We start from the raw sequence: 24,069 nt of genomic DNA, 5'->3' as shown, positions 1-24,069 counted from the left end.
GTCATACGTCGACACACACCGTGCACCGGCCGCGAGGCGCTCGTACGCTGACGTCCATCCCGGCCGGTCCACGGCCCCTCGACGAGCGGATGGAGCGACCCGTGTCCAGCAGCGCAGACCAGACGAACGCCGCCGACCGATCGACGGGCGCGCACTGATGGGAGCGCCCGTCGTGTTCGGCACCGGCCCGATCTCGGTCGACGACCTCGTGGCCGTGTCCCGTGACGACGCCATCGTCGTCCTCGACACCCCGGCGCTCGACCGCATCGGCGCCGGCCGGGCCATCATCGACCGGCAGACGACGCCGGTCGGAGTCGGCGCTCAGGGTTCTCGGCCACATGGTCCACGGATCCCTGGGGCCGCCGGGGGACGAGCGGCTCCGCGCACCGCGACGCTCGACGTCTCGGCAGTGGAGGAGCGCGTCGTCCATGACCGCCGTGGCGGCATCGGACTGCCGCTCTCGGTGGACCGTGCTCGGGCGGTGGTCGCCGCCCGGCTCGCCGGCTGGACCCGTGGGGCATCCGGGATCCGCCTCGAGACCGCCGTGTTCGTCGCGGAACTCCTCAACCGTGGGGTGACCCCGGTGATCCCGTCCATCGGCTCCCTCGGCGACGGCGACGAGACCCACCTGGCATCCGTCGCGACGCTCGTGATCGGACAGGGGGAGGCGGTCCTCGCGGGCGAACGGCTCCCCGCGCAGGTCGCCCTGTCACGGGTCGGGCTCGCGCCGCTCGACCTCGCTGTGCACGAGGGGCTGGCGTTCGTCCACCACAACGCCTACTCCCTCGGCGTCGGCGCGCTCGCCCTCCACCGGCTCGGCGCGCTCAGTCGACTCGCGGACACCACGAGCGCACTCTCGTCCCGGGCGGCTGCGCGGTCCGGGCGCGGCGGGCGAGGACAGGCGTTCGACGCGACGGTCCTCGCGGGCACCCCGTCGGCCGGCACCCGGGCGAGTGGCGAGCGGATCTCCGAGTTGTTGGCGACGCCGGTCGGCCCGGAGGGTGCGCGCGGCGGAGGGGAACGAGACGGACTGCGGCTCCGGGCGACCCCACAGATCAACGGTGCCCTCGCCGACGAGGTCACCGCGGCCGTCCTACTCATCGAAGCGACACTCGGAACGGCCTCGGAGGATCCACTCGTCGACCAGGCGTCGGGTGTCCTGCGGACCGGCGGGTTGCTCCACGGCGCGCGGCTCGCCCGCGCCTTCGACGGGCTGCGCGCGGCCATCGCGCACACCGCCGCTGCGGCCGAGCGACGGCTCAGACGCATCGACGGAGGCGGGGCCGACCACCGGGGGACCGGGCACGGGCTCGCACCGGGTCGGCTCGGTCAGTCGGCCGCGGACCTCGTCGCCGAACTGCGCGTGCTCGCGACCCCGGTCGTCACCGCCGGCGTGCCGGATGAGGCCTCGGACGACCCGGCCTCCTTCGCCGGGACCTCGCTGCGACTGCTGGAACGCTCGACCGCCCTCTTCGCGGACGTGCTGGCGGTCGAGGCGATCGTCGCGGCGGACGCGCTCGGCCCGGGCGAGCACGACGAGTGGGCGGTCGGGTTCTCCGTCGCCCATGCTGGCCTCCGGTCGGCGATCGAGCAGGAGCTGCACGGTCAGCAGCTCGTCACGGCGGCCCTCGCCGCGTTGGGCGTCGACCGATCCTGAGCGACGGCGGCCGGCGGGTGACGGTGCGCGGGCGCACCCACGTCGTCGCATGCCATGTATTTCGACACGTGTCGAGGGGGTGAGCGATGTCGGTGCCCTCCGGTAGGTTCGGACCACCGACCGAGAGACGTTCAGCGAGCCACCGACCGCGGCGGCGACGGCCCTTGGAAGACGACCTGTCACGAACAGCCGTGCAGAGAAGAGGCATCGGTCCAGCATGATCTCCTTCGAGCACGTCTCCAAGCGCTTCGACGACGGCACCCTCGCGGTCGACGACTTCTCCCTCACGATCCCGTCGCGTTCCACCACGGTCTTCGTCGGGTCCTCAGGCTGTGGCAAGACCACGCTCCTGCGGATGATCAACCGCATGGTCGATCCGAGCGAGGGACGCATCGTCATCGACGACGAGGTCGTCTCCGCCGTCGACCCCGTCCGTCTCCGTCGCCGCATCGGCTATGTCATGCAGAACTCCGGTCTCCTCCCGCACCGCACCGTGATCGACAATGTGGCGACGGTGCCCATGCTCACCGGCGTCAACAAGAAGCAGGCCCGGGCGGACGCCCTCACTCTCCTCGACACCGTCGGACTCGATCGCGCGCTCGCCGACCGGTACCCGAGTCAGTTGTCCGGTGGCCAGCAGCAGCGCGTCGGCGTCGCACGAGGCCTTGCGATCGACCCGAACATCCTGCTGATGGACGAGCCGTTCGGTGCCGTCGACCCGCTCGTGCGTGCCGAGCTCCAGCGGGAGCTGCTCCGACTGCAGCGCGACATCGCGAAGACGATCGTGTTCGTCACCCACGACATCGACGAGGCCTTCCTCCTCGGCGACCAGGTCGTCATCCTGCAGAAGGGCGGCCACATCGCCCAGGTCGGCACGCCGGCCGAGATCGTCGCCAACCCAGCCGACGACTTCGTCGCCCAGTTCATCGGCGCCGATCGCGGCCAGCGGACCCTGCACGTCGAGCGCGTCGACGGACGCGACGTCGTCGTCGACGAGTCGGGCCGCCCCGCCGGCGTCCTCGGAGCCGGGCCCGGCGCAGGCGACCGCACCGGCCTGGACGTCCGGAAGGACGGCGCATCCACATGAGCTGGGTCATCGCGAACTGGGACATGATCTGGGACCTCACCCTCACCCATGTCCAGCTGAGCCTGCCCCCGATCATCCTGGGCTTCCTCATCTCCCTACCCCTCGGCTGGCTCGCACACCGGTACCGGTGGTCGCGAGGCGTGCTGCTCACGCTGAGCGGCATCCTCTACGCGATCCCGTCCCTGCCGCTCTTCGTCCTCATGCCGTCCCTCATCGGCACGAAGATCCTCGATCCGGCGAACGTCGTGATCGCGCTCACCATCTACGCCGTGGCCCTGCTCGTCCGCACGGTCGCCGACGCGCTCGACGCCGTCGACGCCGGGGTCCGGCAGTCGGCCCAGGCCGTGGGGTTCTCCACCGGCCAGCGGTTCTGGCGGGTCGAGTTCCCACTGGCGGGCCCACTCATGCTCGCCGGCGTCCGCGTGGTCTCCGCGAGCACCATCAGCCTGCTGAGCGTCGGCGCCCTCATCGGCGTGACGAACCTCGGCTACCTCTTCACCGACGGCTACAACCGGCAGTTCCCGATCGAGATCCTGACCGGCATCGTCGGGACGGTCGTGATCGCGATCGTGTTCGACGTCCTGCTGGTGCTCCTCGGCCGAATCCTCATGCCGTGGACGCGGATCAGCTCGAAGGGTGCGATCCGTCGTCGTCGCGCGGCCACCGAAGCCCGTGAGCTGGCGACCGCCGGGGGAGGAGCCGCATGATCAACTTCCTCGCCGCCTTCGGCTGGATCCTCGACCCCGCGCACTGGGAGGGCCCGGGCGGCATCCCCGTGCGGGTGCTCCAGCACCTGGCCGTGACCGGCCTGACCGTCTTCATCGCCTGCGTCATCGCGATCCCGCTCGGGCTCCTCATCGGGCACACCGGGAAGGGACGAGAGGTCGCGGTCGCGATCACCGGCGCGCTCCGGGCGCTGCCCACGCTCGGTCTGCTCTCGCTCCTCGCACTCATCACCCTCGGGTGGGGCTTCTCCAGCACGAGTCTCGTCCCCGCGATCACGGCCCTCGTCGTGCTCGCCGTCCCGCCGGTCCTGGCCGGTGCGTACGGAGGGGTCGAGGCGATCGACCGCCAGACCATCGACGCCGCGCGTGCCGTCGGGATGAACGAGTGGCAGATCCTCGGCAAGGTGGAGATCCCGCTCGCGCTCCCGCTCATGATCGGTGGCGTGCGCTCGGCCGTCCTGCAGACGATCGCGACCGCGACCGTCGTCGCGTTCCTCACCAACGGCCCCGGTCTCGGTCGCTACATCCTCGACGGTCTCCCCGTACGGGACTACGCGCAGATGCTCGCCGGCTCGATCATCATCATCGTGCTCGCCCTCCTCCTCGAAGGCGTCTTCTCCCTGCTGCAGCGTGCCGTCGTGCCGCGCGGCGTCCAGGCGACCCATACACGGGTCGACGAGACCCGGGGTCACGCCACGAGCGGTGGCGACCGGTCCACCGCTCCAGACCCCGTCGTCGCGGAAGCGGAGGCGAACATGCAGACCGCGGCATACGGCAACGACTGAAGCGTCCCACCACTCCGGGTGACAGCACCGCTCGGCTCCCAGACCCACAACGGCACCACCGTTCTCGCCCATCACAGATAGGAAACACCATGTTCACAGTTCGACAGGGTCGACGCCTCGCCGTCGGCATCGCCGCGACCGCCGTCGCGGCACTCGCACTCAGCGCCTGCTCCGCAGGCGACCCGACCGCCGGGGAGACCGCGGCATCCGACACGATCACGGTCGGCTCCGCCGGATTCCCCGAGTCGGAGATCATCGCGCAGATCTACATCCAGGCGCTCGAGGCCAACGACATCAAGACGGCCGAGTCCCTGAACATCGGCGCTCGCGACGTCTACATCGCAGCGCTCGAAGACGGCTCGATCGACCTCGTCCCCGACTACAGCGGCAACCTGCTGCAGTTCTTCGACGACTCCGCCACGGCCACCTCGAGCGACGAGGTCTACTCCGCCCTGCAGGAGGCCACGCCCAAGGGCTACGAGGTCCTCGACCAGTCCAAGGCGGAGGACAAGGACTCCTACAACGTCACGAAGGAGTTCAGCGAGGCGAACAACGTCACGAGCCTCGCCGACCTCGCGGCCCTCACCATCCCGCTCGCCATCGGCGGCGCACCCGAGTTGGCTGAGCGCCCGTACGGCCCGAAGGGCCTGACCGAGGTGTACGGCGTCCCCGCCGACAAGCTCACCTTCGTCCCGATCAGCGACGGCGGCGGCGCCCAGACCACCGCGGCCCTGCTCGACGGTACGGTCCAGCTCGCCGACATCTACACCACGACCCCGTCGATCACCGAGAACGACTTCGTCACGCTCGAGGACCCGGAGAACCTGATCCTCCCGCAGAACGTCCTGCCGCTGATCAACTCGGCCAAGGCCAGCGACAAGGTCAAGGAGGTCTTGAACGCCGTGTCGGCGGAGCTGACCACCGAAGACCTCATCGAGCTCAACGCCCGCAACCAGGGCGATGAGAAGGCAGCTCCGAAGACCCTCGCGGCCGACTGGCTGAAGGACAAGAAGCTCTTCGACTGAGCAGCAGCCACACGTCGATGGCGTCGTCCGGTCCTCCGGGCGGCGCCATCGCGCTGTTCGCGGGGAGCGCATCCGGCTGCAGCCGGATGTCCAGGGGGTCTCCGACACGTGAGGAGTTGGTAGCGTCAGGGTATGAGTTCCGAGACCCCCGCAGAGTTCATCGCGTCCTGGACCGCCTGGCACACCGCTCGCGAGCGTTCCGTCCGAGCACCCCACGGTATCGCCGCCCTCCGGTTCACCCACTGGCTGACCGAGGAGGCGACCGCCCTCGAGGGCGCGCCGGGCACCTGGCGTGCGGACGCGACCGGCATCGTCGGTGAGCGGCTCACGGGGACCGGACTGACCACGCCGAGTGGCGCCCAGATCATGACCGACCGCGTCGAGCTGGTCCACGGCGACGAACTGCACTTCGGCGACGCGCTGCTCCGAGGCATGGAGCGGGACGGCGTCTACGCCCTCCGCGTGCTCGATCCGGAGGCGCCGACGCGGACCTCGCTCGCGGGCATCAGCGCGTTCGACCCCGACGTCGCCTGGATCCGGCCGGCACGGTTCGTGCCGTCTCCGGACGTCACGGTCGAGACCGAGTCGATCGACGGCCACGTCACGACCGAGACCCCTGTCGGCCGGGTCGAGTTCGAGCTCGGTGACGAAGCGGTGTCGCTGACGGTCACCGGCGGCCCGAACGGACTCTGGGCGGTCTTCTCCGACGGCACGAGTGGCGACGAGAGCTACCGGTTCCGTTTCATCAGCATGCCGGCCCCGACCTCGGACGGCCACGTCCTCGTCGACTTCAACCGCGCGTACCTGCCGCCGTGCGCGTTCAGCGACCACTACGTGTGCCCGCTGCCGGCGCCGAACAACCGGCTCCGTACGCGGATCACGGCGGGCGAGCGACTGCCGCTCGGCCAGTAGGTCCCGGGCCACGGACCCCGCATGACGAACCGGCTCGCCGAGGCGATGAGCCCGTACCTCCGATCGCACGCCGAGCAGCCGGTCGACTGGTACCCGTGGGGACCGGAGGCCTTCGCCGAGGCAGCCCGTCGCGACGTCCCCCTGCTCGTCTCGATCGGCTACTCGACGTGTCACTGGTGTCACGTCATGGCACGCGAGTCGTTCTCGGACGAGCACATCGCCGAGCTCCTCCGACGCGACTTCGTGGCGGTGAAGGTCGACCGCGAGGAGCACCCCGACGTCGACGCCAGTTATCTCGCCGCCGCCGGCGCGTTCACCCGTGACCTCGGTTGGCCGCTGAACGTGTTCGTGACGCCGCGCGGACACGTCTTCCACGCGGGGACCTACTCGCCACCGGTGCCGCTCCGCGGGCATCCCTCGTTCCCACAGGTGCTCGAGGCCGTCAGGGTCGCGTGGACCGAGCGACGTGAGCAGGTCGTCGCGAGCGCCGACGGGCTCGCGCGGGTTATCGCCGAGACGATGTCGTCCACGGATGACGCGCCGCTGCCGGAGACCGGCGAGCTCGATGCGGCGGTCGAGGCGGTCGAGGCGCTGGAGGACCAGGAGCTCGGCGGTTTCGGCACGGCTCCGAAGTTCCCGATGGCCCCGCTGTTCGACTTCCTGCTCACGCCGCGCGAGGGGGACGCCGCTCGCCGCGGTGTCGACCTCGCGCAACGCACCCTCAGGACGATGGGGGCATCGGCGCTCCGTGACCCGGTCGAAGGCGGGTTCTTCCGGTACGCGGTCAACCGGGACTGGAGCGAGCCGCACTACGAACGCATGCTGACGGACAATGCGCTCCTCCTCACCGCCTACACCCGGGCCTGGGCCGAGCGTCCGAGCTCGTGGGCGGCCGGTGTCGCCGCCGGGATCGCCGAGTTCCTCATCGGCACGCTGCAGCAGCCGAGCGGCGGCTTCGGGTCGGCGCAGGACTCCGAGAGCATCGTCGACGGCGTCGGATCGGAGGGCGGCTACTACCGACGCGATGCGGACGGCCGGGCGACGCTGACCCCGCCGGCCGTCGACCGCAAGGTGCTCACCGGTTGGAACGGGCTCGCGATCGGCGCGCTGGCGGAGGCATCGACGGTCTTCGACCGCCCCGAGTGGCTCGAATCAGCGAGGTGGGCGGCGGACGCGGTGCTCGAGAACCACCTCGGCTCGGACGGCACGCTCGCCCGGGCCTCGCTCGATGAACAACGGTCGGATGCGTCGGCGACCCTCGAGGACTACGGGATGCTCGCGGAGGGGCTCCTGCGCCTCGGCCTCGCGACGGGCGAGGTCCGCTACGCGGAGGTCGCCCGCGACCTCGTCGACCGGTGCTTGTCAGACGAGACCGTGACCGACGAGACCCTGCCCTATGAGCCCGTGACCGACGCCTCCTCCGCCGCGGTGGCCGGCTTCATCCTGCCGGGCGGCGGCGACCCGGTGCTGTCGGCCCAGGGCATGCGGATCGACGGCGACCCGTCGGAGGGCGCGTATCCCTCGGGGATATCGTCGCTCGGACGCGCGTCGCTGCTGCTGTTCCAGCTGACGGCCGACGGCCGGTTCCGGGACGCCGCCGAGGGCGCGGTCAGGTTCGCCGCGTCGGCTGCGCTGTCGGCACCGACCGCGTTCGGCGCGAGTCTGGCCCTGGCGGCATCGCTCACCGGGCCGGCGTCGCAACTCATCGTCGTCGGGCCGGATCGGGCGGACCCGGACGAGGAAGAGGATCGCGCGACGGCGGATCGGGCGATGCGCGACGCGGTCAGAACGCGCCGGGACGACGTCGTGGCGGTGGTCTCCGAGTGGCAGGCGGCGGCTTGGGCGACGAGCGGGTTCGACGTCTTCGCCGAACGGACGAGTCGCGACGGCCGGTTGACCGCCTACCAGTGCCGGGACTTCGTCTGCCGTCTCCCAGTGACGGACGTGGCGCAGCTCGACGCCCGCTGATCCAGCGCACCCGACGACCCGACACGCGGATGGGTCAGGCTCCGAACGAGCCGTCCGGATGGCCGAACCGCAGCTCGCGTGCTTCGGAGCGCCAGCGCCCGAGTCCACCGTCGAGGAGCGCGACGCGTTCGTACCCGGCTCCGGTCAGCGCCGCCCGCAGGCGCTCGGCGGAGCGCCCGTCGAGCTGGTCGTACAGAACGACCGTGTGCTGCTCCGTGACGCCGATGGCGGCCGCACCGCGTCGGACCTCCTCCGCTGAGGACGCTCCGAGCCCCCGGCCTGTATCGAGCAGTTCGACGAACACGGCGCCGGGGACGTGCCCGTCGAAGAGGTACAGGTCGTAGCCGCTCACCAGTCGCACCGGGCCGCCGTCCAGCGCAGGCAGCTCGACGACACTCGCGTCGAGGACGATGAGGCTCTCGCTGCCGAGATGGTCCGCGAGCCACTGGGTGGAGACGAGCGGGTCCACCAGGAACGGCGCGTGCTTGGAGGTCATGCGCCCACCGTAGGAGGCCGCGGCCCGGATGACCACGGTGGTCGGCAACACGCGGTCACACGTCGCCGCGGTTCAGCACTCGATGACGTTGACCGCGAGACCGCCCTCGCTCGTCTCCTTATACTTCGTCGACATGTCGACGCCGGTCTGGCGCATGGTCTCGATCACGGTGTCGAGCGACACCAGGTGCGTCCCGTCGCCATGCAGCGACAGGCGTGCGGCGCTGACGGCCGTCGAGGACGCGATCGCGTTGCGTTCGATGCACGGGACCTGGACGAGCCCGCCCACCGGGTCGCACGTGAGGCCGAGGTGGTGCTCCATCGCGATCTCCGCGGCGTTCTCGACCTGACGTGGTGTGCCGCCGAGGACGGCGCACAGGGCACCGGCGGCCATGGCGCAGGCCGAGCCGACCTCGGCCTGGCAGCCGCCCTCGGCCCCGGAGATGGACGCGTTCGCCTTGAAGAGCGAGCCGATGGCGGTCGCCGTGAGCAGGTAGCGACCGATACCGTCGAGCGAGGCGCCCGGCACGAACCGCAGGTAGTAGCTCCCGACGGCTGGGATGATCCCCGCGGCCCCGTTCGTGGGTGCGGTCACGACCCGCCCGCCGGAGGCGTTCTGCTCGTTGACCGCCAGGGCGAACGCGTGGAGCCACTCCGTGGGGAGTTCGCGCCCGCTTTCGGCCTCGGCCACGTCGAGGCGCTCACGGACGGCACGTGCCCGGCGCTTGACACCGAGACCGCCCGGGAGGGTGCCGGTGTCGGCGAGCCCGGCGGTCACGCACTCGTGCATGGCGGCCCAGATGGCGTCGAGGCCGGCGTCGACCTCGATCGCCGACCGCAGGGCCTCCTCGTTGCGTCTCGCGATCGCGTCGATCGGGAGTCCTGTCTCGTCGCAGAGCCCGATGAGCGCCTCAGCGGTCCGGAACGGCATCGGCACGGGTGTCGACGGCAGCACCGTGCTCGGGTCGTCGCCGTCACGACGGATGAAGCCGCCGCCGACGGAGTAGTACGTCTCGGAGCGCACCGGGAGGTCGCTCCGCTGGTCCCAGGCGTGGAGGGTCATGGCGTTCGGGTGGCCCGGCAGCCTCGTCCTGGGCACGAACGAGACGTCGTCCTTCGAGAACGCGATGGCCCGCGTGCCGGCGAGCGTGAGCGGAGCGCCGTCGGGGTGGTCGCTCCAGGCCCGTCGGACCTCGGCGGGATCGCACCCTTCGGGGGTGAGCCCCTGGAGTCCCGCGACGACGGCGTCTGGGGTGCCGTGGCCGATGCCGGTCGCGCCGAGCGATCCGTACAACGAGCACGTGACGCGGTCGACCCGGTCGAGCAGGCCGTCGTGCGCGAGCCCGGTGGCGAAGGCCAGGGCCGCCCGCATCGGTCCGACCGTGTGCGAGCTGGACGGCCCGATCCCGATGGAGAAGAGGTCGAACGCGGACACGTATGCGGTCACTGGACGACCCCCTTCGGTGCGACTGGCTCCTTTCACTCTAAGCGTCTTCAGCGCCGGGTGCGGTGTCAGCGGACGTCAGCGGGTGTCAGCGGCAGGTGAGCGCTCCGTGAGTGCCCCCGCCCACACTGTTGTCCGGGTCGCCCACCGGCGGTCCACACCTGATTTCGAAAGGCATCCGCATGAGCATCAGCTCCGACTGGGCGATCGAAGCCCACGGCCTCGTGAAGACCTTCGGCGACAACCGGGCGGTCGACGGCGTCGACCTCTCGGTCCGCACCGGCACCGTCTACGGCGTCCTCGGCCCGAACGGCGCCGGCAAGACCACCACCATCAGCATGCTGGCGACGCTCCTGCGTCCTGACGCCGGCACCGCCACCGTCTTCGGACACGACATCCAACGGGAGTCGCAGGTCGTGCGCCAGCTCATCGGCGTGACCGCGCAGTTCGCGTCGGTCGACGAGAACCTCTCGGCCATCGAGAACCTCGTCGTCTTCTCTCGACTGCTCGGACTCGGCCGCGCGGAGGCGAAGCGCAAGAGCGCGGAACTCCTCGAGGAGTTCGGCCTGAGCGACGCGGCGTCGCGACCCTTGAAGAAGTTCTCCGGCGGCATGCGTCGTCGTCTCGACCTCGCGGCGAGCCTCATCGCCCAGCCGCCCCTCATCTTCCTCGACGAGCCGACCACGGGCCTCGACCCGCGGACCCGGGCGCAGATGTGGGACACGATCCGCCGCCTGGTCGCGACGGGCTCGACCGTTCTCCTGACCACCCAGTACCTCGACGAGGCGGACCAGCTCGCCGACCGGATCGCCGTCATCGACCGCGGTCTCGTCGTCGCCGAGGGCACCTCCGACGAGCTGAAGGCCTCCGTCGGCGAGTCGTCGCTGCAGCTGCGGCTCGCGGACCCCGACGACCTGGAGGATGCGCGACGGGTCATCTCGAGCGTCCTCGGCGTGGACACCGTCGTGTCGCCGGAGGCCACCCGTATCACGGCCCCGATGCGCGACCCCGACGCCGTGACCGACCTGTTCATCACGCTCCGGGAAGCCGGGATCCGGCTCGCGGAGATGAGCGTCCAGAAGCCGACGCTCGACGAGGTCTTCCTCACCCTCACCGGGCACGGCGTCGAGGCGGACGACGCCGACGCCGTGTCCCACACCGATTCCCTCGACACCGCAGAGCAGGTCCACGCATGAGCACGATCACCATCACCCCGGCCGCAGACCGGTCCCTCCGGAACCACGTCAGCCTCTCGCAGACGGTCCGCAACTCCTTCACCATGGCGTACCGCGGACTGCTCAAGATCAAGCGCACGCCCGAGCAGCTGATCGACGTGACGGTCCAGCCGATCATCTTCACGCTGATGTTCACGTACATCTTCGGCGGCGCGATCGCCGGCGACGTCGCGAGCTATCTGCCGATCATCATCCCGGGCATCCTGGTCCAGACCGTCATCACGACCTCGGTCGTGACCGGCATCCAGCTCCGCGAGGACATGGACAAGGGCGTGTTCGACCGCTTCAAGTCGATGCCCATCGCCCGCATCGCACCGCTGGCCGGTGCCCTCCTCGCCGACACGGTGCGCTACACGATCGCCACGACGCTCACCTTCGCGATGGGCTTCGTCATGGGGTACCGACCGGAGGGCGGCATCGGCTTCGTGGCCCTCGCCGGCCTCCTCGTGATCGTCTGCGCCTGGGCCATCAGCTGGATCTTCGCGTTCTTCGGGGTCATCGCCCGGAGCGCGAGCAGCGTGCAGGGCATCTCCTTCCTCGTCCTGTTCCCGCTGACGTTCCTCTCGAACGCCTTCGTGAACCCGGAGACGATGCCGAGCTTCCTCCAGGGCTTCGTGGACGTGAACCCCGTCTCGCACCTCGTGACCGCGGTCCGCGACCTCGCGAACACGGGTGTCTTCGGCGGTGACGCCTGGCTGGCGCTCCTCGGCGCCGCCGTCATCGTGGCGGTCTTCGCACCGCTCACCGTGCGGGCGTACATGCGCCGCGCCTGACGACGAGACGACCGCAGCGACCGATCAGCGCGCCGCCAGGGCAGGACTGCCGAGCAGTTCGAACGCTCTGGCGGCGCTCTCGTGCGCCTGCAGGGGGAGGGTCCGCTCGGCGAGGCGGTCGCGCTCGGTCGCTGTGAGGCGCGCCGCCGCTGCTGCCTCGTGTGGTGTGCGGACGAGCGATGGGATGTCCTGACGGGAGGCGAGCGCACTGGCGAGCGCGACGAGCTCGGCGCCGATGAATCGCACTTCGTCGTCGTCCGAGCGGACGTACCAGGCGCCGAGGGCGACGACGGTGGAACCGAGCACCGGTCGGTCGAACCGGTTCGGGAGGAGGCGTCCCAGCGCGAGGGTGCGGGTGCGGACCCGCCGCACGAGACGCTGGACCTCGGTGGCGTCCGGGACGCCGTCCAGCACGGCGGCGGCGATCGCGGCGGAGCCGACGAGGGTGAACCACGGCGATCGTCGCGACTCACCCGGAGCGAACGCGACGAGCGCCTTCCCGTAGAGCTCGGCTCCCCGTGCGGCGTCGCCCTGGGCCCGCGCGATCTCGGCGAGACCGGCCCAGCCGATCGACCGGCGTTCGGGGAGCGGGGCGAACGCGGAGAACGAGACGTCGTCCGAGAGGAACCGGTCGAGCACGGTGGCGGCGGCGGCGTGGTCACCACGGGCGATGTCGCCGATCGCGATCAGCCACTCGAGTTGACGGAGGTCCGCTTCGGCACCGATCGCGGTCAGCCCCTCGGCAGCGCGGGCCGCCCAGACGAGCGCCTCCTCCGGCTCGTCGTTCTGGCTGTGCAGTTGGGCGAGCATGTGCGCACTCATGGCGGCGCCCCAGACATCTCCGAGCGTGAGCGAGAGGTCGTTCGCGCGCAGGGCGGCCGCTTCGGCGGCGCGGGGGTCGCCGTCGTTCTCCGCCGCCTGTGCCGACATGAGGTTTCCGAGGTTCGCGACGTGCGGGTCGGTCGACCGGGAGTACTCGCGGAGGAGGGCCTCCGCGCGTTCGGGGCGACCCGCGGCCAGCAACAGGCTGACCATCGCGCGCATCCGTGGGGCCTGTGTCGTCCGCGCCCGTTCGAGTCGGCGGAGGACGCCGATCGCCCGCGCGGACGTGCGGGGATCGGTGGCGAGGAACGTCACGGTGATGATGGCGACGGCGATGGCGGGGGTGTCGGTCGACACCGACTCCGGGTCCTGGTGGCGGAGCACGTCGAGGACGGCCGCGCCGAAGACCAGGACCTCCTGATGCGCGCTGCGGATCGTCCAGAAGAGGGCGAGTGCTGCGAAGACCGGGGCGACGACATCGGCGCGATCCTCGGCGACGGCCCCGCGGAGCACGTCCACCAGGGTGTCCTGTTCGACGGCGAGGCGCGCGAACGCCGCCACCTGTCGAGGCCCTTGCATGGCGGGGAGGAGCGTCTCGGCCAGTGCGACCGCCCATGTCCGCGTGCGGTCGAGTACGAGGTCGTCCTCGTGCGCCTCGGCGGACTTGATCGCGCCGAACTCGCGGACCGTCTCCAGCATCCGGAATCGGACGGTCCCGGTGGCCGGGTCGTCCTGCACGGTGAGCAACGACTGGCCGACGAGCGCGTCGAGCGCCTCCACGACTTCGACCTCGGGGGCGAGCGCTGCAGTCGCCTCCAGATCGAAGCCGTCGGGAAATCTGGACATGCGACGGAGGACGACACGTTCGTGCTCGCCCAGGAGGTTCCAACTCCAGTCGATGACGGCGAGGAGGGTGCGGTGGCGCTCAGGAGCACTGCGATCACCGGCGGTCAGCAGGGTGAAGCGGTTCCCGAGTCGTCGCTCGATCTCCTCGACCGACATGGATCTGGTGCGCGCCGCCGCGAGTTCGATCGCCAGCGGCAGCCCGTCGAGTTTCGCGCAGAGACGCGCCGCGACGTCGAGTGGCACATGGAGACCTGGACGGGCGGCGCGGGCACGCTCGACGAACAGCCGCACCGCCGGGCCCGCGTGTTCGAGGTCGGTGCCGTCCACGGCGGCGTCCAGCGGGTCGAGCTGGTAGACGTGCTCGGCGGCGATCGACAACGGGCTCCGACTCGTCGCGAGGACGCGGAGGTCGCCGGCCCAGGCCAGCGCATCGGCGATCCAGCGTGCCGCCGCGTCCACGAGGTGCTCGCAGTTGTCCATCACGAGCAGCGTCGGCCGTTCCGAGAGTCGGTCGATGATGCGCTCGCGCAGTTCGACCGGTTGCACCATGATCGCTTCGCTCAGCCGACGCGGGGTCGGGGCCTCGCGGATGCCGAGTGCGGTCGCGACCGCGAGTGGCAGATCGTCCGGGTCCCGCACGCTCGCCAGTTCCACCACGACGACGCCGGGTGTGGTCGTGGTGGCACGCCGGGCGACCTCCTGGGCGAGTCGGGTCTTCCCGAGGCCACCGGGGCCGAGGATCGTGGTCAGGCGGACCTCGGACACGAGCGTGCCGATCGCGTCGAGGTCGGTGTCGCGACCGAGGAGTTCGTTCGGCGCCGTCCGGAGCCCGAGCACCATGCTGGAGACCCGGGTGGTCACCGGAGTGGCCACCGGCGGAGACGGCTCGACGGCGTCCTGCAGGAGCGCCGTGTGCGCCGCGACCAGTGCCGACGTCGGGTCGGCACCGAGTTCGTCGCGGAGCCGGTGACGGTGATCGGCGAAGAGCTGCATCGCGTCGGAGCGACGTCCGCTCTGCGCGTAGGCGTTGAAGAGCATCAGCTGGGTGGCGTCGTCGAGCGGGTCGGCGGCGACGAGGGCCTCGAGGTCGGTGATGACGGCTGCACCGTCGCCGAGCTCGAGGCGGCTCTGAGCACGCACCCGCCGCAGCTCGTCGCGGAGCCGTGCCGCGCGCTGCACCAGCTCCTCGCCGATCGGACCGTCCAGTTCAGCGCCGGGATCACCCGTCCAGAGGAGGAGCGCGTCCCGGGCGAGCATGTCGGCGGTGTGCGGGTCGGCGGCACGGATGGCCGTCGACGCCGCATCGGCCGCCCGCGCTGCGATGTGGAGGTCGACCAGGGACTGGTCGATCGACAGTCGATAGCCGGCGGCCGAGGAGTCGATGAGGTCGGGTGCCGACACGGCGCGCACCCGTGAGACCAGGGTCTGCAGTGCAGCTTTCGCACCCGCGGGCGGTGCGTCGTCCCACAGCTCGTCGATGAGGGCGGCCGTCGACACGGCGCGCCCGTCCGCGAGCACCAGGATCGTCACCAGCGCTTTGGCGAGCCGGCCGCCGGGCTCGACGAGCCGACCGGTGCGTCCCTCGACGAACACCGGCCCCAGGACGGTCACTCGGAGGTTCGACGCAGGCACGTCACGAGTGTATCCAGGGCCGTATCCCGTACCGTCCCGGTCACTGAGCCGTCCCCGGTCACTGAGCCTGTCGAAGTGCGACCTGCCGACGAGTTCAGGGAACCGAGGCGTCAGCGCAGGGTCTTGCGGGCGGTGATCTGGCCGGTGTCGAAGCCGAGCAGGTGGAGGCCGCCGTGGAACCGGGCGTGCTCCACCTTGATGCAGCGGTCCATCACGACGTTCAGGCCCTTCGACTCGCCGTACTCGGCGGCCTCCTGGTTCCAGATGCCGAGTTGCACCCAGACGGTCGGAGCTCCGACGGCGACGACCTCGTCGATGACCTGGGGGATGTCACTCGCCTTGCGGAAGACGTCGACGATGTCGGGTACTTCTGGCAGGGAGGCGAGGTCGGGGTAGGCGGGCTGTCCGAGGATCTCCGTGGCGTTCGGGTTCACGAAGTAGATCCTGAAGTCGCTCGACTGCTGCAGGTAGGTGCCCACGAAGTACGAGGAACGCGCCGTGTTCGGGGAGGCGCCGACGATCGCGACGGACTTCGCCTCGCGGAGGAGCCTCAGGCGGGCCTTCGCGTCGGGGCCCGCCCAGGTGCGCTGCGAACGCAGCAGCTTCGCGAGCGGCGAATCGGCGGGCAGCGAGCAGGTGAGGCCGTTGGTGAGCCGGACCGTCTCGGTCGCGTCCTGGTCGGTCACGGTCGTGTCCTCACCGGTCACGGTCGTGTCCACACCGGTCACTGAGCTTGTCGAAGTGCTCATGCCACTACTCCTTCACCGCGGCTGCGAGCGCCTGGTCGAGGTCGTAGATGATGTCGTCAGGGTCCTCGATGCCGACGCTCAGTCGGACGATGCCCGGCAGCACACCGGCGTCGACGAGTTGCTGGTCGGACAGCTGCGCGTGTGTCGTCGATGCGGGGTGGATGATGAGCGTCTTCGCGTCGCCGATGTTCGCCAGGTGGCTCGCGAGGTCGACGGACTCGATGAGCTTCTGGCCGACCTGACGGCCACCCTTCACCTCGAAGCTGAAGACCGAGCCCGGCCCCTTCGGCAGGTACTTGTCCGCACGCTCGTGGTGCGGGTGAGCCGGGAGCCCGGCCCAGTTGACGGCGGCGATGCGCGGGTCGGCGTCGAGCCACTCGGCGACGATCCGCGCGTTGTCGACGTGGGCCTGGATCCGGAACGGCAGCGTCTCGACCCCCTGGGCGAGGAGGAAGGCCGAGTGCGGTGCGAGCGCCGGACCGATGTCGCGGAGCTGCTCGGCGCGCAGCCGGGTGAGGAAGGCGTACTCGCCGAAGTTGCCCGACCACTGCAGGCCGCCGTAGCTCGGGACGGGCTGGCCGAACAGGGGGAACTTGTCGGTGTTCCAATCGAAGCGCCCGCTCTCGACGACGACACCGCCGAGGGTCGTTCCGTGGCCGCCGAGGAACTTGGTGGCCGAGTGCGTGACGATGTCGGCACCCCACTCGATCGGGCGGTTGAGGTAGGGCGTCGCGATGGTGGAGTCGATGATGAGCGGAATGCCGTGTGCGTGCGCGACGTCCGCGAGGCCCTCGATGTCGGCGATCTCGCCCGAGGGGTTCGCGACCGTTTCGGCGAAGACGAGCTTCGTGTTCTCCTGGATGGCGGCGGCGTAGTCGGCGGCGTCGGACGACTGCACGAAGGTGGTCTCGATACCGAACCGGCGGAGGGTGACGTCGAGCTGCGTGATCGAGCCGCCGTAGAGGTTGGCCGAGGCGACGATGTGGTCGCCCTGTCCGGCCAGCGAGGCGAAGGTGATGTACTGCGCGGCGAGGCCGGAGGCGGTCGCGACGGCACCGAGGCCTCCCTCGAGGCTGGCGATGCGCTCCTCGAAGCTCGCGACCGTCGGGTTGGCGAGGCGGGAGTAGATGTTCCCGTACTTCTGCAGGGCGAAGCGGGCGGCGGCGTCGGCGGTGTCGTCGAAGACGAAGGCGCTCGACTGGTAGATGGGCAGCGCCCGTGCGCCGGTCACCTGGTCGGGGATGTTGCCCGCGTGGATCGCACGCGTGCGGAAGCCATACTCACGATCTGCCATGCGTTCACGCTACCGGAGCACCGTCGAGCGCTTCACCGTGCTGCAACATTGCGTCGCATTCGACCGCACTGCACAGGGCCTGCCCAGGGCGTCGGCGTATCGTGTGGGGCACAGCCCTGATCGGGCTGCCGGACGAGGGCGCAGTACCCGGAACGCGACAAGACTGACCACTTGGGAGTGATCGTCATGTCGTGGATCGTACTCATCGCGTCGGGTGTCCTGGAAGCCGTCTGGGCCACCGCGCTCGGCAAGTCCGAGGGCTTCACGAAGCTCTGGCCGACCGTGACGTTCGCGGGGGCGCTCGTGCTCAGCATGGCCGGACTCGCCTGGGCCATGCGCGACATCCCGGTCGGCACCGCCTACGCGGTCTGGGTCGGGATCGGCGCAGCGCTCACCGTCGGCTGGGCCATGACCTTCGGCGGCGAGCAGTTGTCGGTCGTCAAGGTGCTGCTCATCCTCGGGCTCATCGGCTGCGTCATCGGCCTGAAGATCGTGGGCGGCGAGCACTAGTCACGCTGGTCGGACACGCACGCCGGCCTCAGGCCAGGTGCACCGCTCCGAGCGCGAGCACCGCGATGAGGAGCCAGGAGACGAGCCCGACGACGAGCGCGCGCCACCCGGTGGTGACGAGTGTGCGGACGCGGATCGCGGCACCGAGCGCGAAGAGCGCCATCGCCAGCAGTGCGGTCTGCACGCCGTCGGCGAGGTCGAGGACGAGCTCGGGCACCGGGAGCAGGGTTCGGACGAGCACCGCGGCGATGAAGCCCGCCACGAAGAGCGGGACGATCGGTGGTCGGGCTGCGGTCGCGGTTCCGTCGGTGTCGACCTGCGCACCGGCGCCGGCCGACACCGCCAGGAGTCGGCGGCGTTCGATCGTCGCGGCGGCGGCGACCATGGGGGCGAGGAGTACGACGCGGGTGAGCTTGACGACGACGGCGATCGCGAGTGCGCTCGTGCCGGCGATCTGGGCGGTCGCGACGACCTGACCCACGTCGTGCACACTCGCCCCCACCCAGTGGCCGAACTGCTCGTCGCTGAGACCGAGGGGGCCGCGGAGCGCCGGGAGGACGAAGATCGCGAGGGTCCCGCAGAGCGTGACGAGCGCGACGGGCGTCGCCTGCTCCTCGTCCTTCGCCTTCACGACGCCGCTCATCGCGCCGATCGCGGAGGCGCCGCAGATGGAGAAGCCCGTGGCGATGAGGAGCGGTTCGGGGCCCGCGAGCCCGAGCCTCCGGCCGAGCCAGAGGGTGACGAAGAAGGTGACGACGACGATCGCCACCGTGGTGGCGAGCGTGACCCACCCCAGGCCGGCGATGTCGACGAGGCTCAGCTTCAGCCCCAGCAGGATGACACCGATCCGCATGAACCGCTTCGCGCTCATCCCGAGTCCCGGCTTCAGGACGCCCGCCGCGAGCCGCTGGAACGGCGGCAGCTGGCCCACCACCATGCCGAGCAGGACGCTCGCGGTCAGGAGCGGGACGACCGGCAGGAGGGTGTGGAGGCCCAGGGCGGCGAGCGCCGCGGCACCGGCGGCGAGCACCCCTGGGAGCGCCTTCATCGTCGTCCTCCCGTCACACCCATGACGGCAACCAGGCGTGCAGGTGCCAGAACCAGTAGGGCACGGTGATCGCGGTCCAGAGCGGATACCAGAAGATGCTCAACAGCGTCGTGATGGTCACGAACACCCCGATGACGCCGACGCCGGCGAACCGTCGTTCCTCCGGGTCGTCGCGGGACCCGAGGATCTTCCCGATCGCGAAGACGAGGGCCAGGATGAGGTACGGCTCGAAGACGATCGTGTAGAACTGGAACACCGTCCGGTTCAGGTAGAGCAGCCAGGGCAGGTACCCCGCTGCGACTCCGAGGACGATGAGCCCGACCTGCCACTCGCGGTACCGGACGAGCCGGTAGACGCAGTACCCGAGCGCGACGGCGGCGCCCCACCAGATGAGCGGGTTGCCGATCGAGGTGATCGCGGAGGAGCAGGCGTCCCACGCGCAGCCGTCGGTCCCGGTGGCGGGGGACTGGTAGTACATGCTCGTCGGCCGGATCATGAGCAGCCAGCCGAGCGGGTTCGCGGCGTAGGGGTGCGGGGTGCTGAGGCCGACGTGGAAGCTGTAGGCGCTCTGGTGGTAGTGGAGGAGGCTCTGGAACCAGTGGGGGACCCACGCGAAGGTGCCGGTCCACGCGTTCCCCACCGCGTCCGCCCATTGGCGGTCGTACCCGCCGGACGTCCTGATCCACCCGGTCCAGCTGGCGAGGTACACGACGGCGGCCACGGGGACGAGGGTCACGAAGGACACGGGGCCCTGCTTGAGGACCGCCGCGCTCGCCCACAGGCTGAGGCCCAGTCGGCGACGGAGCAGCAGGTCCGTGACGATCACGTACACCCCGAACGCGGCGAGGAAGTACAGTCCGTTCCACTTGACCGCGGTGGCCGCACCGAACGCGACCCCTGCGGCGAGCAGCCACGGCCGCCACCAGAGGACGGGACCCCAGGCCGGATCGGCGCCCCTCGCCCGGGCTGACGCGACCTTCGCCGCCAGGCGTGACGCGTGCCACGACCGGTCCAACAGGATCGCGCCGAATCCCGCCAGCACGAAGAACATGACGAAGTTGTCGAGCAGCGAGACCCGGGCCATGACGATCGCGTGCCCGTCGATCGCGAACAGGAACCCGGCCAGGACGGCGAGGATCGAGGAAGTGAACAACCGCTTGGCGATGAGCGTGACGAGCAGGACCGCGAGCGTTCCGGCGATCACGGTGGAGATGCGCCACCCGGTGCTGTCGTCGATGCCGAACACGGCGATGCCGAGCGCGATCAGCCACTTACCGAGCGGTGGGTGTACGACGTAGGAGGGGTTCGTGCTCGGGCTGCCCGCGTCGCCGTTCGCGAAGCCCTCGTCCGCCCCGTCCGGCCAGGTGCTCTCGTAGCCGTTCAGCCACAGCGACCACGAGTCCTTCACGTAGAAGGTCTCGTCGAAGACGAGCGAGTGCGGGTGACCGAGGTTCCAGAACCGCAGCACGAACGCGAGGAGCGTCACGGCGGCCGGGCCGCCCCAGATCCAGAGCTTCCTGCGGCGCTCGGTGCGGAGCATCCGCTCCCACCAGCGGTCGAGGCGGGATCCCGTCACAGGGGCTTCCAGAAGATCGACCGACACCGTCTCATCTAACCACCCCGACCGGATGGGAGACTGGTCCGGTGATCATCCTCGGAGCGACCCCCATCGGCAACCTCGGCGATGCGTCGCCACGACTCCGGGAGGCGCTGGCCGCGGCTGAGGTCATCGTCGCCGAGGACACCAGGACGGCCATCCACCTGCTGCGCGCCCTCGGTGTGGAATCGCGGCCGCGGCTCATCGCCATGCACGACCACAACGAGCGCGAACGTGCGGCCGAGATCGTCGAACTGGCCCGCGAGACCGACGTCCTCGTGCTCAGCGACGCCGGCATGCCGACCGTGTCCGACCCCGGCTTCCACCTCGTCGACGCGGCGGCGACCGCAGACGTCCAGGTCACCGCGATCCCCGGGCCGTCGGCGGTCGTGACGGCGCTCGCCGTGTCCGGTCTCGCGACGGACCGCTTCACCTTCGAGGGGTTCCTCCCGCGGAAACCGGGCGATCGACGCAGCAGCCTCCGAGCGCTCGCGACCGAGCCGCGCACGATGGTGTTCTTCGAATCGCCCAACCGACTCGCATCCTCCCTCGAGGACATCGCCTCCGTGCTCGGAGCCGATCGTCGCGTGGCGGTGTGCCGTGAGCTCACCAAGCTGTTCGAGGAGGTCAAGCGGGGGACGGCCGCTGAACTGGCCGAGTGGGCGTCCGGCGGTGTGAAGGGCGAGATCTGCATCGTCATCGCCGGTGCGGAGGCCGTCGAAGCCGATCCGGCCACCGCGCTCGAGCAGGTGCTCGCGCTCGTAGCCTCGGGCACGCGCCTGAAGGACGCTTCCAACGAGGTCGCCGAGGCCACCGGCCTCTCGAAGCGCGACCTGTACCAGGCGGCTCTCGCAGCCCGGCCCCCGAAGGCGTCGCCGGACGCGAAGGTGCGTCCCGCACCGTAACAGGCACGGTGGCTACGCCCGCTCGTCCTAGGATTGACCCCATGGCCGACGGCACCTCGTTCTACATCACCACGCCCATCTTCTACGTCAACGACGCCCCGCACATCGGGCACGCCTACACGGAGGTGGCCGCGGACGTCCTCGCGCGCTGGCACCGTCAGGCCGGCGACCGCACCTGGTTCCTGACCGGGACCGACGAGCACGGCCAGAAGATCCTGCGCACGGCGACCGCGAACGGCGTGACGCCGAAGGAGTGGGCCGACAAGCTCGTCAGCGAGTCCTGGTACCCGCTGCTCGACACGATCGACATCTCGAACGACGACTTCATCCGCACGACGGACGAACGGCACGAGCAGAACGTCCAGCTCTTCCTCCAGCGTCTGTACGACGCCGGCTTCATCTACACCGGTGAGTTCGAGGGGTACTACTGCGTCGGCTGTGAGGAGTACAAGCAGGAGAGCGACCTCGTGCAGGGCACCGGCGAGTACGTCGGGCAGCTCGTGTGCGCGATCCACTCGAAGCCGGTCGAACTGCTCCAGGAGAGCAACTACTTCTTCCGCATGAGCGACTTCGCCGAGCGCCTGCTGGCCCTCTACGAGGAGCGACCGGAGTTCGTGCAGCCGGAGTCGGCGCGCAACGAGGTCATCCAGTTCGTGCGCCAGGGGCTCAAGGACCTGTCCATCTCCCGCTCGACCTTCGACTGGGGCATCAAGGTCCCGTGGGACGAGAGCCACGTCGTCTACGTGTGGTTCGACGCCCTGCTCAACTACATCACCGCCGCCGGGTACGGCTCCGACGAGGAGGCGTTCGCCGAGCGCTGGCCCGCCACGCAGATCGTCGGCAAGGACATCCTGCGGTTCCACGCGGTCATCTGGCCGGCGATGCTCATGGCCGCCGGGCTCGAGGTCCCGAAGCGGGTCTTCGGTCACGGCTGGCTGCTCGTCGGCGGCGAGAAGATGTCGAAGTCGAAGCTCACCGGTATCGCACCGAGTGAGATCACCGACACCTTCGGCTCCGACGCGTTCCGCTACTACTTCATGCGCGCCATCGCCTTCGGGCAGGACGGTTCGTTCAGCTGGGAGGACCTCTCCGCGCGGTACCAGGCTGAGCTCGCGAACGGCTTCGGCAACCTCGCGTCGCGCGTGCTCGCCATGGTGACGCGGTACTTCGACGGCGTCGTGCCGGCGAGTGGCCCTGCCGAACCGGCCGATGTGGCCATCCAGGAGACGGTCGCTCGCGCTGCAGTCAACGCCGACGCCGCGATCGAGCGCCTCGCCATCCAGGACGCGCTCGCTGCCATCTGGCGGATCGTCGACGAGCTGAACGGCTACATCACCGAGCAGGAGCCGTGGGCGCTCGCGAAGGACGAGGCCAAGCGGGAGCGGCTCGGCACCGTGCTCGCCACGGCGGTCGAGGGCCTGCGCGCCCTGTCGGTCCTGCTCCACCCCTTCGTCCCGAAGGCGACCACCAAGCTGTGGTCCGCCCTCGGCGCCGAAGCCGCCCTCGGCGAGCTCGGGGCACAGCGCATCGGCGATGTCGGCACCTGGGGGCAGCTGCCCGCCGGCACCTCGGTGGCAGGGCTCGAGCCCCTGTTCCCGCGGATCGAGGCCGTCGCCGAATGAGCGGGGGCGTCGCGCCGGATCCGGCCGCCACACCGCACCTGCGGCAGCGCGAAGCGGGGGAGCGGAAGCAGCTGAGCTACCCTGAGGCACCTGAGGCGCTGCCGGTCGCGGTCTACGACAACCACACGCACCTCGAGCACGCCGACGGCGACGCCCCGCTGACCCCGTCGGAGCACTTGGACCGCGCGGGCTCCGTCGGGGTCCAAGGCATCGTGCAGGTCGGCACCGACGTCGAGACCTCCCGTTGGTCGGCGGCGATCGCCGCTCGTGACCCCCGTGTGCTCGCGGCGGTCGCGATCCATCCCAACGACGCGCCGGACCTCGACCGCGCGGGCACCCTGGACGAGGCGCTGGCCGAGATCGACCGTCTGGCGGCGGAGCCCCGTGTGCGCGCCGTCGGCGAGACCGGCCTCGACTTCTTCCGCACCGAGGAGGACGGCCGAGCGGCGCAGTTCGCGTCGTTCGAAGCGCACATCGCCATCGCGAAGCGCCACGGTGTCGCGCTGCAGATCCACGATCGCGACGCCCACGACCAGGTCGTCGAGACGCTCCTGCGGGTGGGCGCCCCGGAACGCACCGTCTTCCACTGTTTCTCGGGCGGCCCGGAGCTCGCGGAGCTGTGCGCCGAGCACGGCTGGTACGCCTCCTTCGCCGGTACGGTGACGTTCAAGAACGCCGCACCGCTGCGTGAGGCGCTCGCGATCATGCCCCGCGAGCTGATCATGGTCGAGACCGACGCGCCCTACCTCACGCCCGCCCCGTTCCGCGGTCGGCCGAACGCGCCGTACCTCCTCCCGTACACGGTGCGCGGCATGGCCGAGCACCTGGGTGAGGACGTCGCAGCGTTCGCGACGCAGCTCGCGACGAACACCGAGCGCGTCTACGGCTCCTGGGCCGACTGAGCGTCTGAGCTCCTCACCGAGCCTCGCGCCCGTCGC

General features: G+C 70.4%; 20 protein-coding genes and 1 riboswitch. Of the genes, 13 read left to right on the top strand and 7 right to left on the bottom strand.

Annotation, left to right across the window (positions count from 1 at the left end; translation table 11 throughout):
• The first annotated feature begins 157 nt into the window (after positions 1–157).
• From AC4PMY_RS02815 to AC4PMY_RS02785, 7 genes are all read left to right on the top strand, one after another.
• Complete coding sequence (locus AC4PMY_RS02815; protein WP_491621945.1) at positions 158–1,657, top strand: aromatic amino acid lyase; 1,500 nt, start codon at positions 158–160, stop codon at positions 1,655–1,657.
• A 217-nt stretch (positions 1,658–1,874) separates the two neighbouring features.
• A complete protein-coding gene (locus tag AC4PMY_RS02810; protein WP_064296512.1) occupies positions 1,875–2,744 on the top strand; it encodes an ABC transporter ATP-binding protein in 870 nt (289 codons plus the stop codon).
• The gene (locus AC4PMY_RS02805; RefSeq protein WP_064296511.1) at positions 2,741–3,451 is read left to right on the top strand and encodes an ABC transporter permease; all 711 of its coding nucleotides are present in this window, start codon (positions 2,741–2,743) and stop codon (positions 3,449–3,451) included. The genes AC4PMY_RS02810 and AC4PMY_RS02805 overlap by 4 nt, the downstream gene beginning before the upstream one ends.
• Entirely contained in the window at positions 3,448–4,254 is an 807-nt protein-coding gene (locus tag AC4PMY_RS02800; RefSeq protein WP_491621944.1) for an ABC transporter permease, read from the top strand. Before AC4PMY_RS02805 ends, AC4PMY_RS02800 begins: the two co-directional genes overlap by 4 nt.
• An 89-nt stretch (positions 4,255–4,343) precedes the next feature.
• Positions 4,344–5,279, top strand: coding sequence for an ABC transporter substrate-binding protein (locus AC4PMY_RS02795; RefSeq protein WP_064296509.1), 936 nt, complete (start codon positions 4,344–4,346; stop codon positions 5,277–5,279).
• A gap of 132 nt (positions 5,280–5,411) precedes the next feature.
• Positions 5,412–6,191 carry a DUF1684 domain-containing protein gene (locus AC4PMY_RS02790; protein ID WP_491621943.1) on the top strand — a complete coding sequence of 260 codons (780 nt, stop codon included), beginning with the start codon at positions 5,412–5,414 and terminating at the stop codon, positions 6,189–6,191.
• Between the two features lie 21 nt (positions 6,192–6,212).
• Entirely contained in the window at positions 6,213–8,159 is a 1,947-nt protein-coding gene (locus AC4PMY_RS02785) for a thioredoxin domain-containing protein (RefSeq protein WP_491621942.1), read from the top strand.
• Positions 8,160–8,193: 34 nt separating this feature from the next.
• On the opposite strand, the gene AC4PMY_RS02780 is transcribed toward AC4PMY_RS02785, so the two are convergent.
• Both AC4PMY_RS02780 and AC4PMY_RS02775 read right to left on the bottom strand, forming a co-directional pair.
• Positions 8,194–8,655, bottom strand: coding sequence for a rhodanese-like domain-containing protein (locus AC4PMY_RS02780; protein WP_491621941.1), 462 nt, complete (start codon positions 8,653–8,655; stop codon positions 8,194–8,196).
• Between the two features lie 72 nt (positions 8,656–8,727).
• Positions 8,728–10,101, bottom strand: a complete 1,374-nt coding sequence (locus tag AC4PMY_RS02775) for an L-serine ammonia-lyase (RefSeq protein WP_491621940.1) — start codon at positions 10,099–10,101, stop codon at positions 8,728–8,730.
• Between the two features lie 179 nt (positions 10,102–10,280).
• On the opposite strand from AC4PMY_RS02775, the gene AC4PMY_RS02770 reads away from it, so the two are divergent.
• Both AC4PMY_RS02770 and AC4PMY_RS02765 read left to right on the top strand, forming a co-directional pair.
• A complete protein-coding gene (locus AC4PMY_RS02770) occupies positions 10,281–11,294 on the top strand; it encodes an ATP-binding cassette domain-containing protein (RefSeq protein ID WP_491621939.1) in 1,014 nt (337 codons plus the stop codon).
• On the top strand, positions 11,291–12,106 hold the full coding sequence (locus tag AC4PMY_RS02765; protein ID WP_064296503.1) for an ABC transporter permease: 816 nt from the start codon (positions 11,291–11,293) through the stop codon (positions 12,104–12,106). The genes AC4PMY_RS02770 and AC4PMY_RS02765 overlap by 4 nt, the downstream gene beginning before the upstream one ends.
• A 24-nt stretch (positions 12,107–12,130) precedes the next feature.
• Here the strand turns inward: AC4PMY_RS02765 and AC4PMY_RS02760 are convergent, their stop codons facing one another.
• From AC4PMY_RS02760 to AC4PMY_RS02750, 3 genes are all read right to left on the bottom strand, one after another.
• Positions 12,131–15,406: an AfsR/SARP family transcriptional regulator gene (locus AC4PMY_RS02760; protein ID WP_491621938.1), complete on the bottom strand. Its 3,276-nt coding sequence runs from the start codon at positions 15,404–15,406 to the stop codon at positions 12,131–12,133.
• 110 nt (positions 15,407–15,516) lie between these two features.
• Positions 15,517–16,155 (bottom strand): CoA-binding protein, encoded by a 639-nt coding sequence (locus tag AC4PMY_RS02755; RefSeq protein WP_491621937.1) that lies wholly within the window; start codon positions 16,153–16,155, stop codon positions 15,517–15,519.
• Positions 16,156–16,159: 4 nt separating this feature from the next.
• Complete coding sequence (locus tag AC4PMY_RS02750) at positions 16,160–17,449, bottom strand: O-acetylhomoserine aminocarboxypropyltransferase/cysteine synthase family protein (RefSeq protein WP_064296501.1); 1,290 nt, start codon at positions 17,447–17,449, stop codon at positions 16,160–16,162.
• A gap of 108 nt (positions 17,450–17,557) precedes the next feature.
• A riboswitch (guanidine-III (ykkC-III) riboswitch) is annotated at positions 17,558–17,621 on the top strand.
• A gap of 14 nt (positions 17,622–17,635) precedes the next feature.
• On the opposite strand from AC4PMY_RS02750, the gene AC4PMY_RS02745 reads away from it, so the two are divergent.
• Positions 17,636–17,959 (top strand): DMT family transporter, encoded by a 324-nt coding sequence (locus tag AC4PMY_RS02745; protein WP_491621936.1) that lies wholly within the window; start codon positions 17,636–17,638, stop codon positions 17,957–17,959.
• Between the two features lie 28 nt (positions 17,960–17,987).
• On the opposite strand, the gene AC4PMY_RS02740 is transcribed toward AC4PMY_RS02745, so the two are convergent.
• Together AC4PMY_RS02740 and AC4PMY_RS02735 are read right to left on the bottom strand one after the other, a co-directional pair.
• Positions 17,988–19,007 (bottom strand): YeiH family protein, encoded by a 1,020-nt coding sequence (locus AC4PMY_RS02740; RefSeq protein WP_491621935.1) that lies wholly within the window; start codon positions 19,005–19,007, stop codon positions 17,988–17,990.
• Between the two features lie 13 nt (positions 19,008–19,020).
• Positions 19,021–20,583, bottom strand: a complete 1,563-nt coding sequence (locus AC4PMY_RS02735) for a dolichyl-phosphate-mannose--protein mannosyltransferase (protein WP_229938717.1) — start codon at positions 20,581–20,583, stop codon at positions 19,021–19,023.
• A gap of 68 nt (positions 20,584–20,651) precedes the next feature.
• Between AC4PMY_RS02735 and rsmI the strand changes: the two genes are divergently transcribed.
• From rsmI to AC4PMY_RS02720, 3 genes are read left to right on the top strand one after another with little or no spacing between them, the layout of a single operon-like run.
• Positions 20,652–21,509: a 16S rRNA (cytidine(1402)-2'-O)-methyltransferase gene (gene rsmI, locus AC4PMY_RS02730; RefSeq protein WP_071261117.1), complete on the top strand. Its 858-nt coding sequence runs from the start codon at positions 20,652–20,654 to the stop codon at positions 21,507–21,509.
• 41 nt (positions 21,510–21,550) lie between these two features.
• Positions 21,551–23,131, top strand: a complete 1,581-nt coding sequence (metG, locus tag AC4PMY_RS02725; RefSeq protein ID WP_071261115.1) for a methionine--tRNA ligase — start codon at positions 21,551–21,553, stop codon at positions 23,129–23,131.
• Complete coding sequence (locus AC4PMY_RS02720) at positions 23,128–24,033, top strand: TatD family hydrolase (protein WP_064296496.1); 906 nt, start codon at positions 23,128–23,130, stop codon at positions 24,031–24,033. The genes metG and AC4PMY_RS02720 overlap by 4 nt, the downstream gene beginning before the upstream one ends.
• Positions 24,034–24,069 lie beyond the last annotated feature (36 nt).

Source organism: Plantibacter sp. MDV22-iso1 (assembly GCF_058408345.1).
The sequence above is the reverse complement of the archived record's forward strand: the minus strand, read 5'-3'. Positions and strand labels throughout refer to the sequence as shown.

What these genes read in the sequence shown, in the direction of transcription:
- AC4PMY_RS02815 (WP_491621945.1), top strand. Translation starts at nt 158, where the DNA reads ATGGGAGCGCCCGTCGTGTTCGGCACCGGCCCGATCTCGGTCGACGAC.
- AC4PMY_RS02780 (WP_491621941.1), bottom strand. Translation starts at nt 8,655, where the DNA reads ATGACCTCCAAGCACGCGCCGTTCCTGGTGGACCCGCTCGTCTCCACC.
- AC4PMY_RS02800 (WP_491621944.1), top strand. Translation starts at nt 3,448, where the DNA reads ATGATCAACTTCCTCGCCGCCTTCGGCTGGATCCTCGACCCCGCGCAC.
- AC4PMY_RS02745 (WP_491621936.1), top strand. Translation starts at nt 17,636, where the DNA reads ATGTCGTGGATCGTACTCATCGCGTCGGGTGTCCTGGAAGCCGTCTGG.
- AC4PMY_RS02720 (WP_064296496.1), top strand. Translation starts at nt 23,128, where the DNA reads ATGAGCGGGGGCGTCGCGCCGGATCCGGCCGCCACACCGCACCTGCGG.
- AC4PMY_RS02750 (WP_064296501.1), bottom strand. Translation starts at nt 17,449, where the DNA reads ATGGCAGATCGTGAGTATGGCTTCCGCACGCGTGCGATCCACGCGGGC.
- metG (WP_071261115.1), top strand. Translation starts at nt 21,551, where the DNA reads ATGGCCGACGGCACCTCGTTCTACATCACCACGCCCATCTTCTACGTC.
- AC4PMY_RS02755 (WP_491621937.1), bottom strand. Translation starts at nt 16,155, where the DNA reads ATGAGCACTTCGACAAGCTCAGTGACCGGTGTGGACACGACCGTGACC.
- AC4PMY_RS02765 (WP_064296503.1), top strand. Translation starts at nt 11,291, where the DNA reads ATGAGCACGATCACCATCACCCCGGCCGCAGACCGGTCCCTCCGGAAC.
- AC4PMY_RS02795 (WP_064296509.1), top strand. Translation starts at nt 4,344, where the DNA reads ATGTTCACAGTTCGACAGGGTCGACGCCTCGCCGTCGGCATCGCCGCG.
- AC4PMY_RS02770 (WP_491621939.1), top strand. Translation starts at nt 10,281, where the DNA reads ATGAGCATCAGCTCCGACTGGGCGATCGAAGCCCACGGCCTCGTGAAG.
- AC4PMY_RS02740 (WP_491621935.1), bottom strand. Translation starts at nt 19,007, where the DNA reads ATGAAGGCGCTCCCAGGGGTGCTCGCCGCCGGTGCCGCGGCGCTCGCC.
- AC4PMY_RS02790 (WP_491621943.1), top strand. Translation starts at nt 5,412, where the DNA reads ATGAGTTCCGAGACCCCCGCAGAGTTCATCGCGTCCTGGACCGCCTGG.
- AC4PMY_RS02810 (WP_064296512.1), top strand. Translation starts at nt 1,875, where the DNA reads ATGATCTCCTTCGAGCACGTCTCCAAGCGCTTCGACGACGGCACCCTC.
- AC4PMY_RS02805 (WP_064296511.1), top strand. Translation starts at nt 2,741, where the DNA reads ATGAGCTGGGTCATCGCGAACTGGGACATGATCTGGGACCTCACCCTC.
- AC4PMY_RS02785 (WP_491621942.1), top strand. Translation starts at nt 6,213, where the DNA reads ATGACGAACCGGCTCGCCGAGGCGATGAGCCCGTACCTCCGATCGCAC.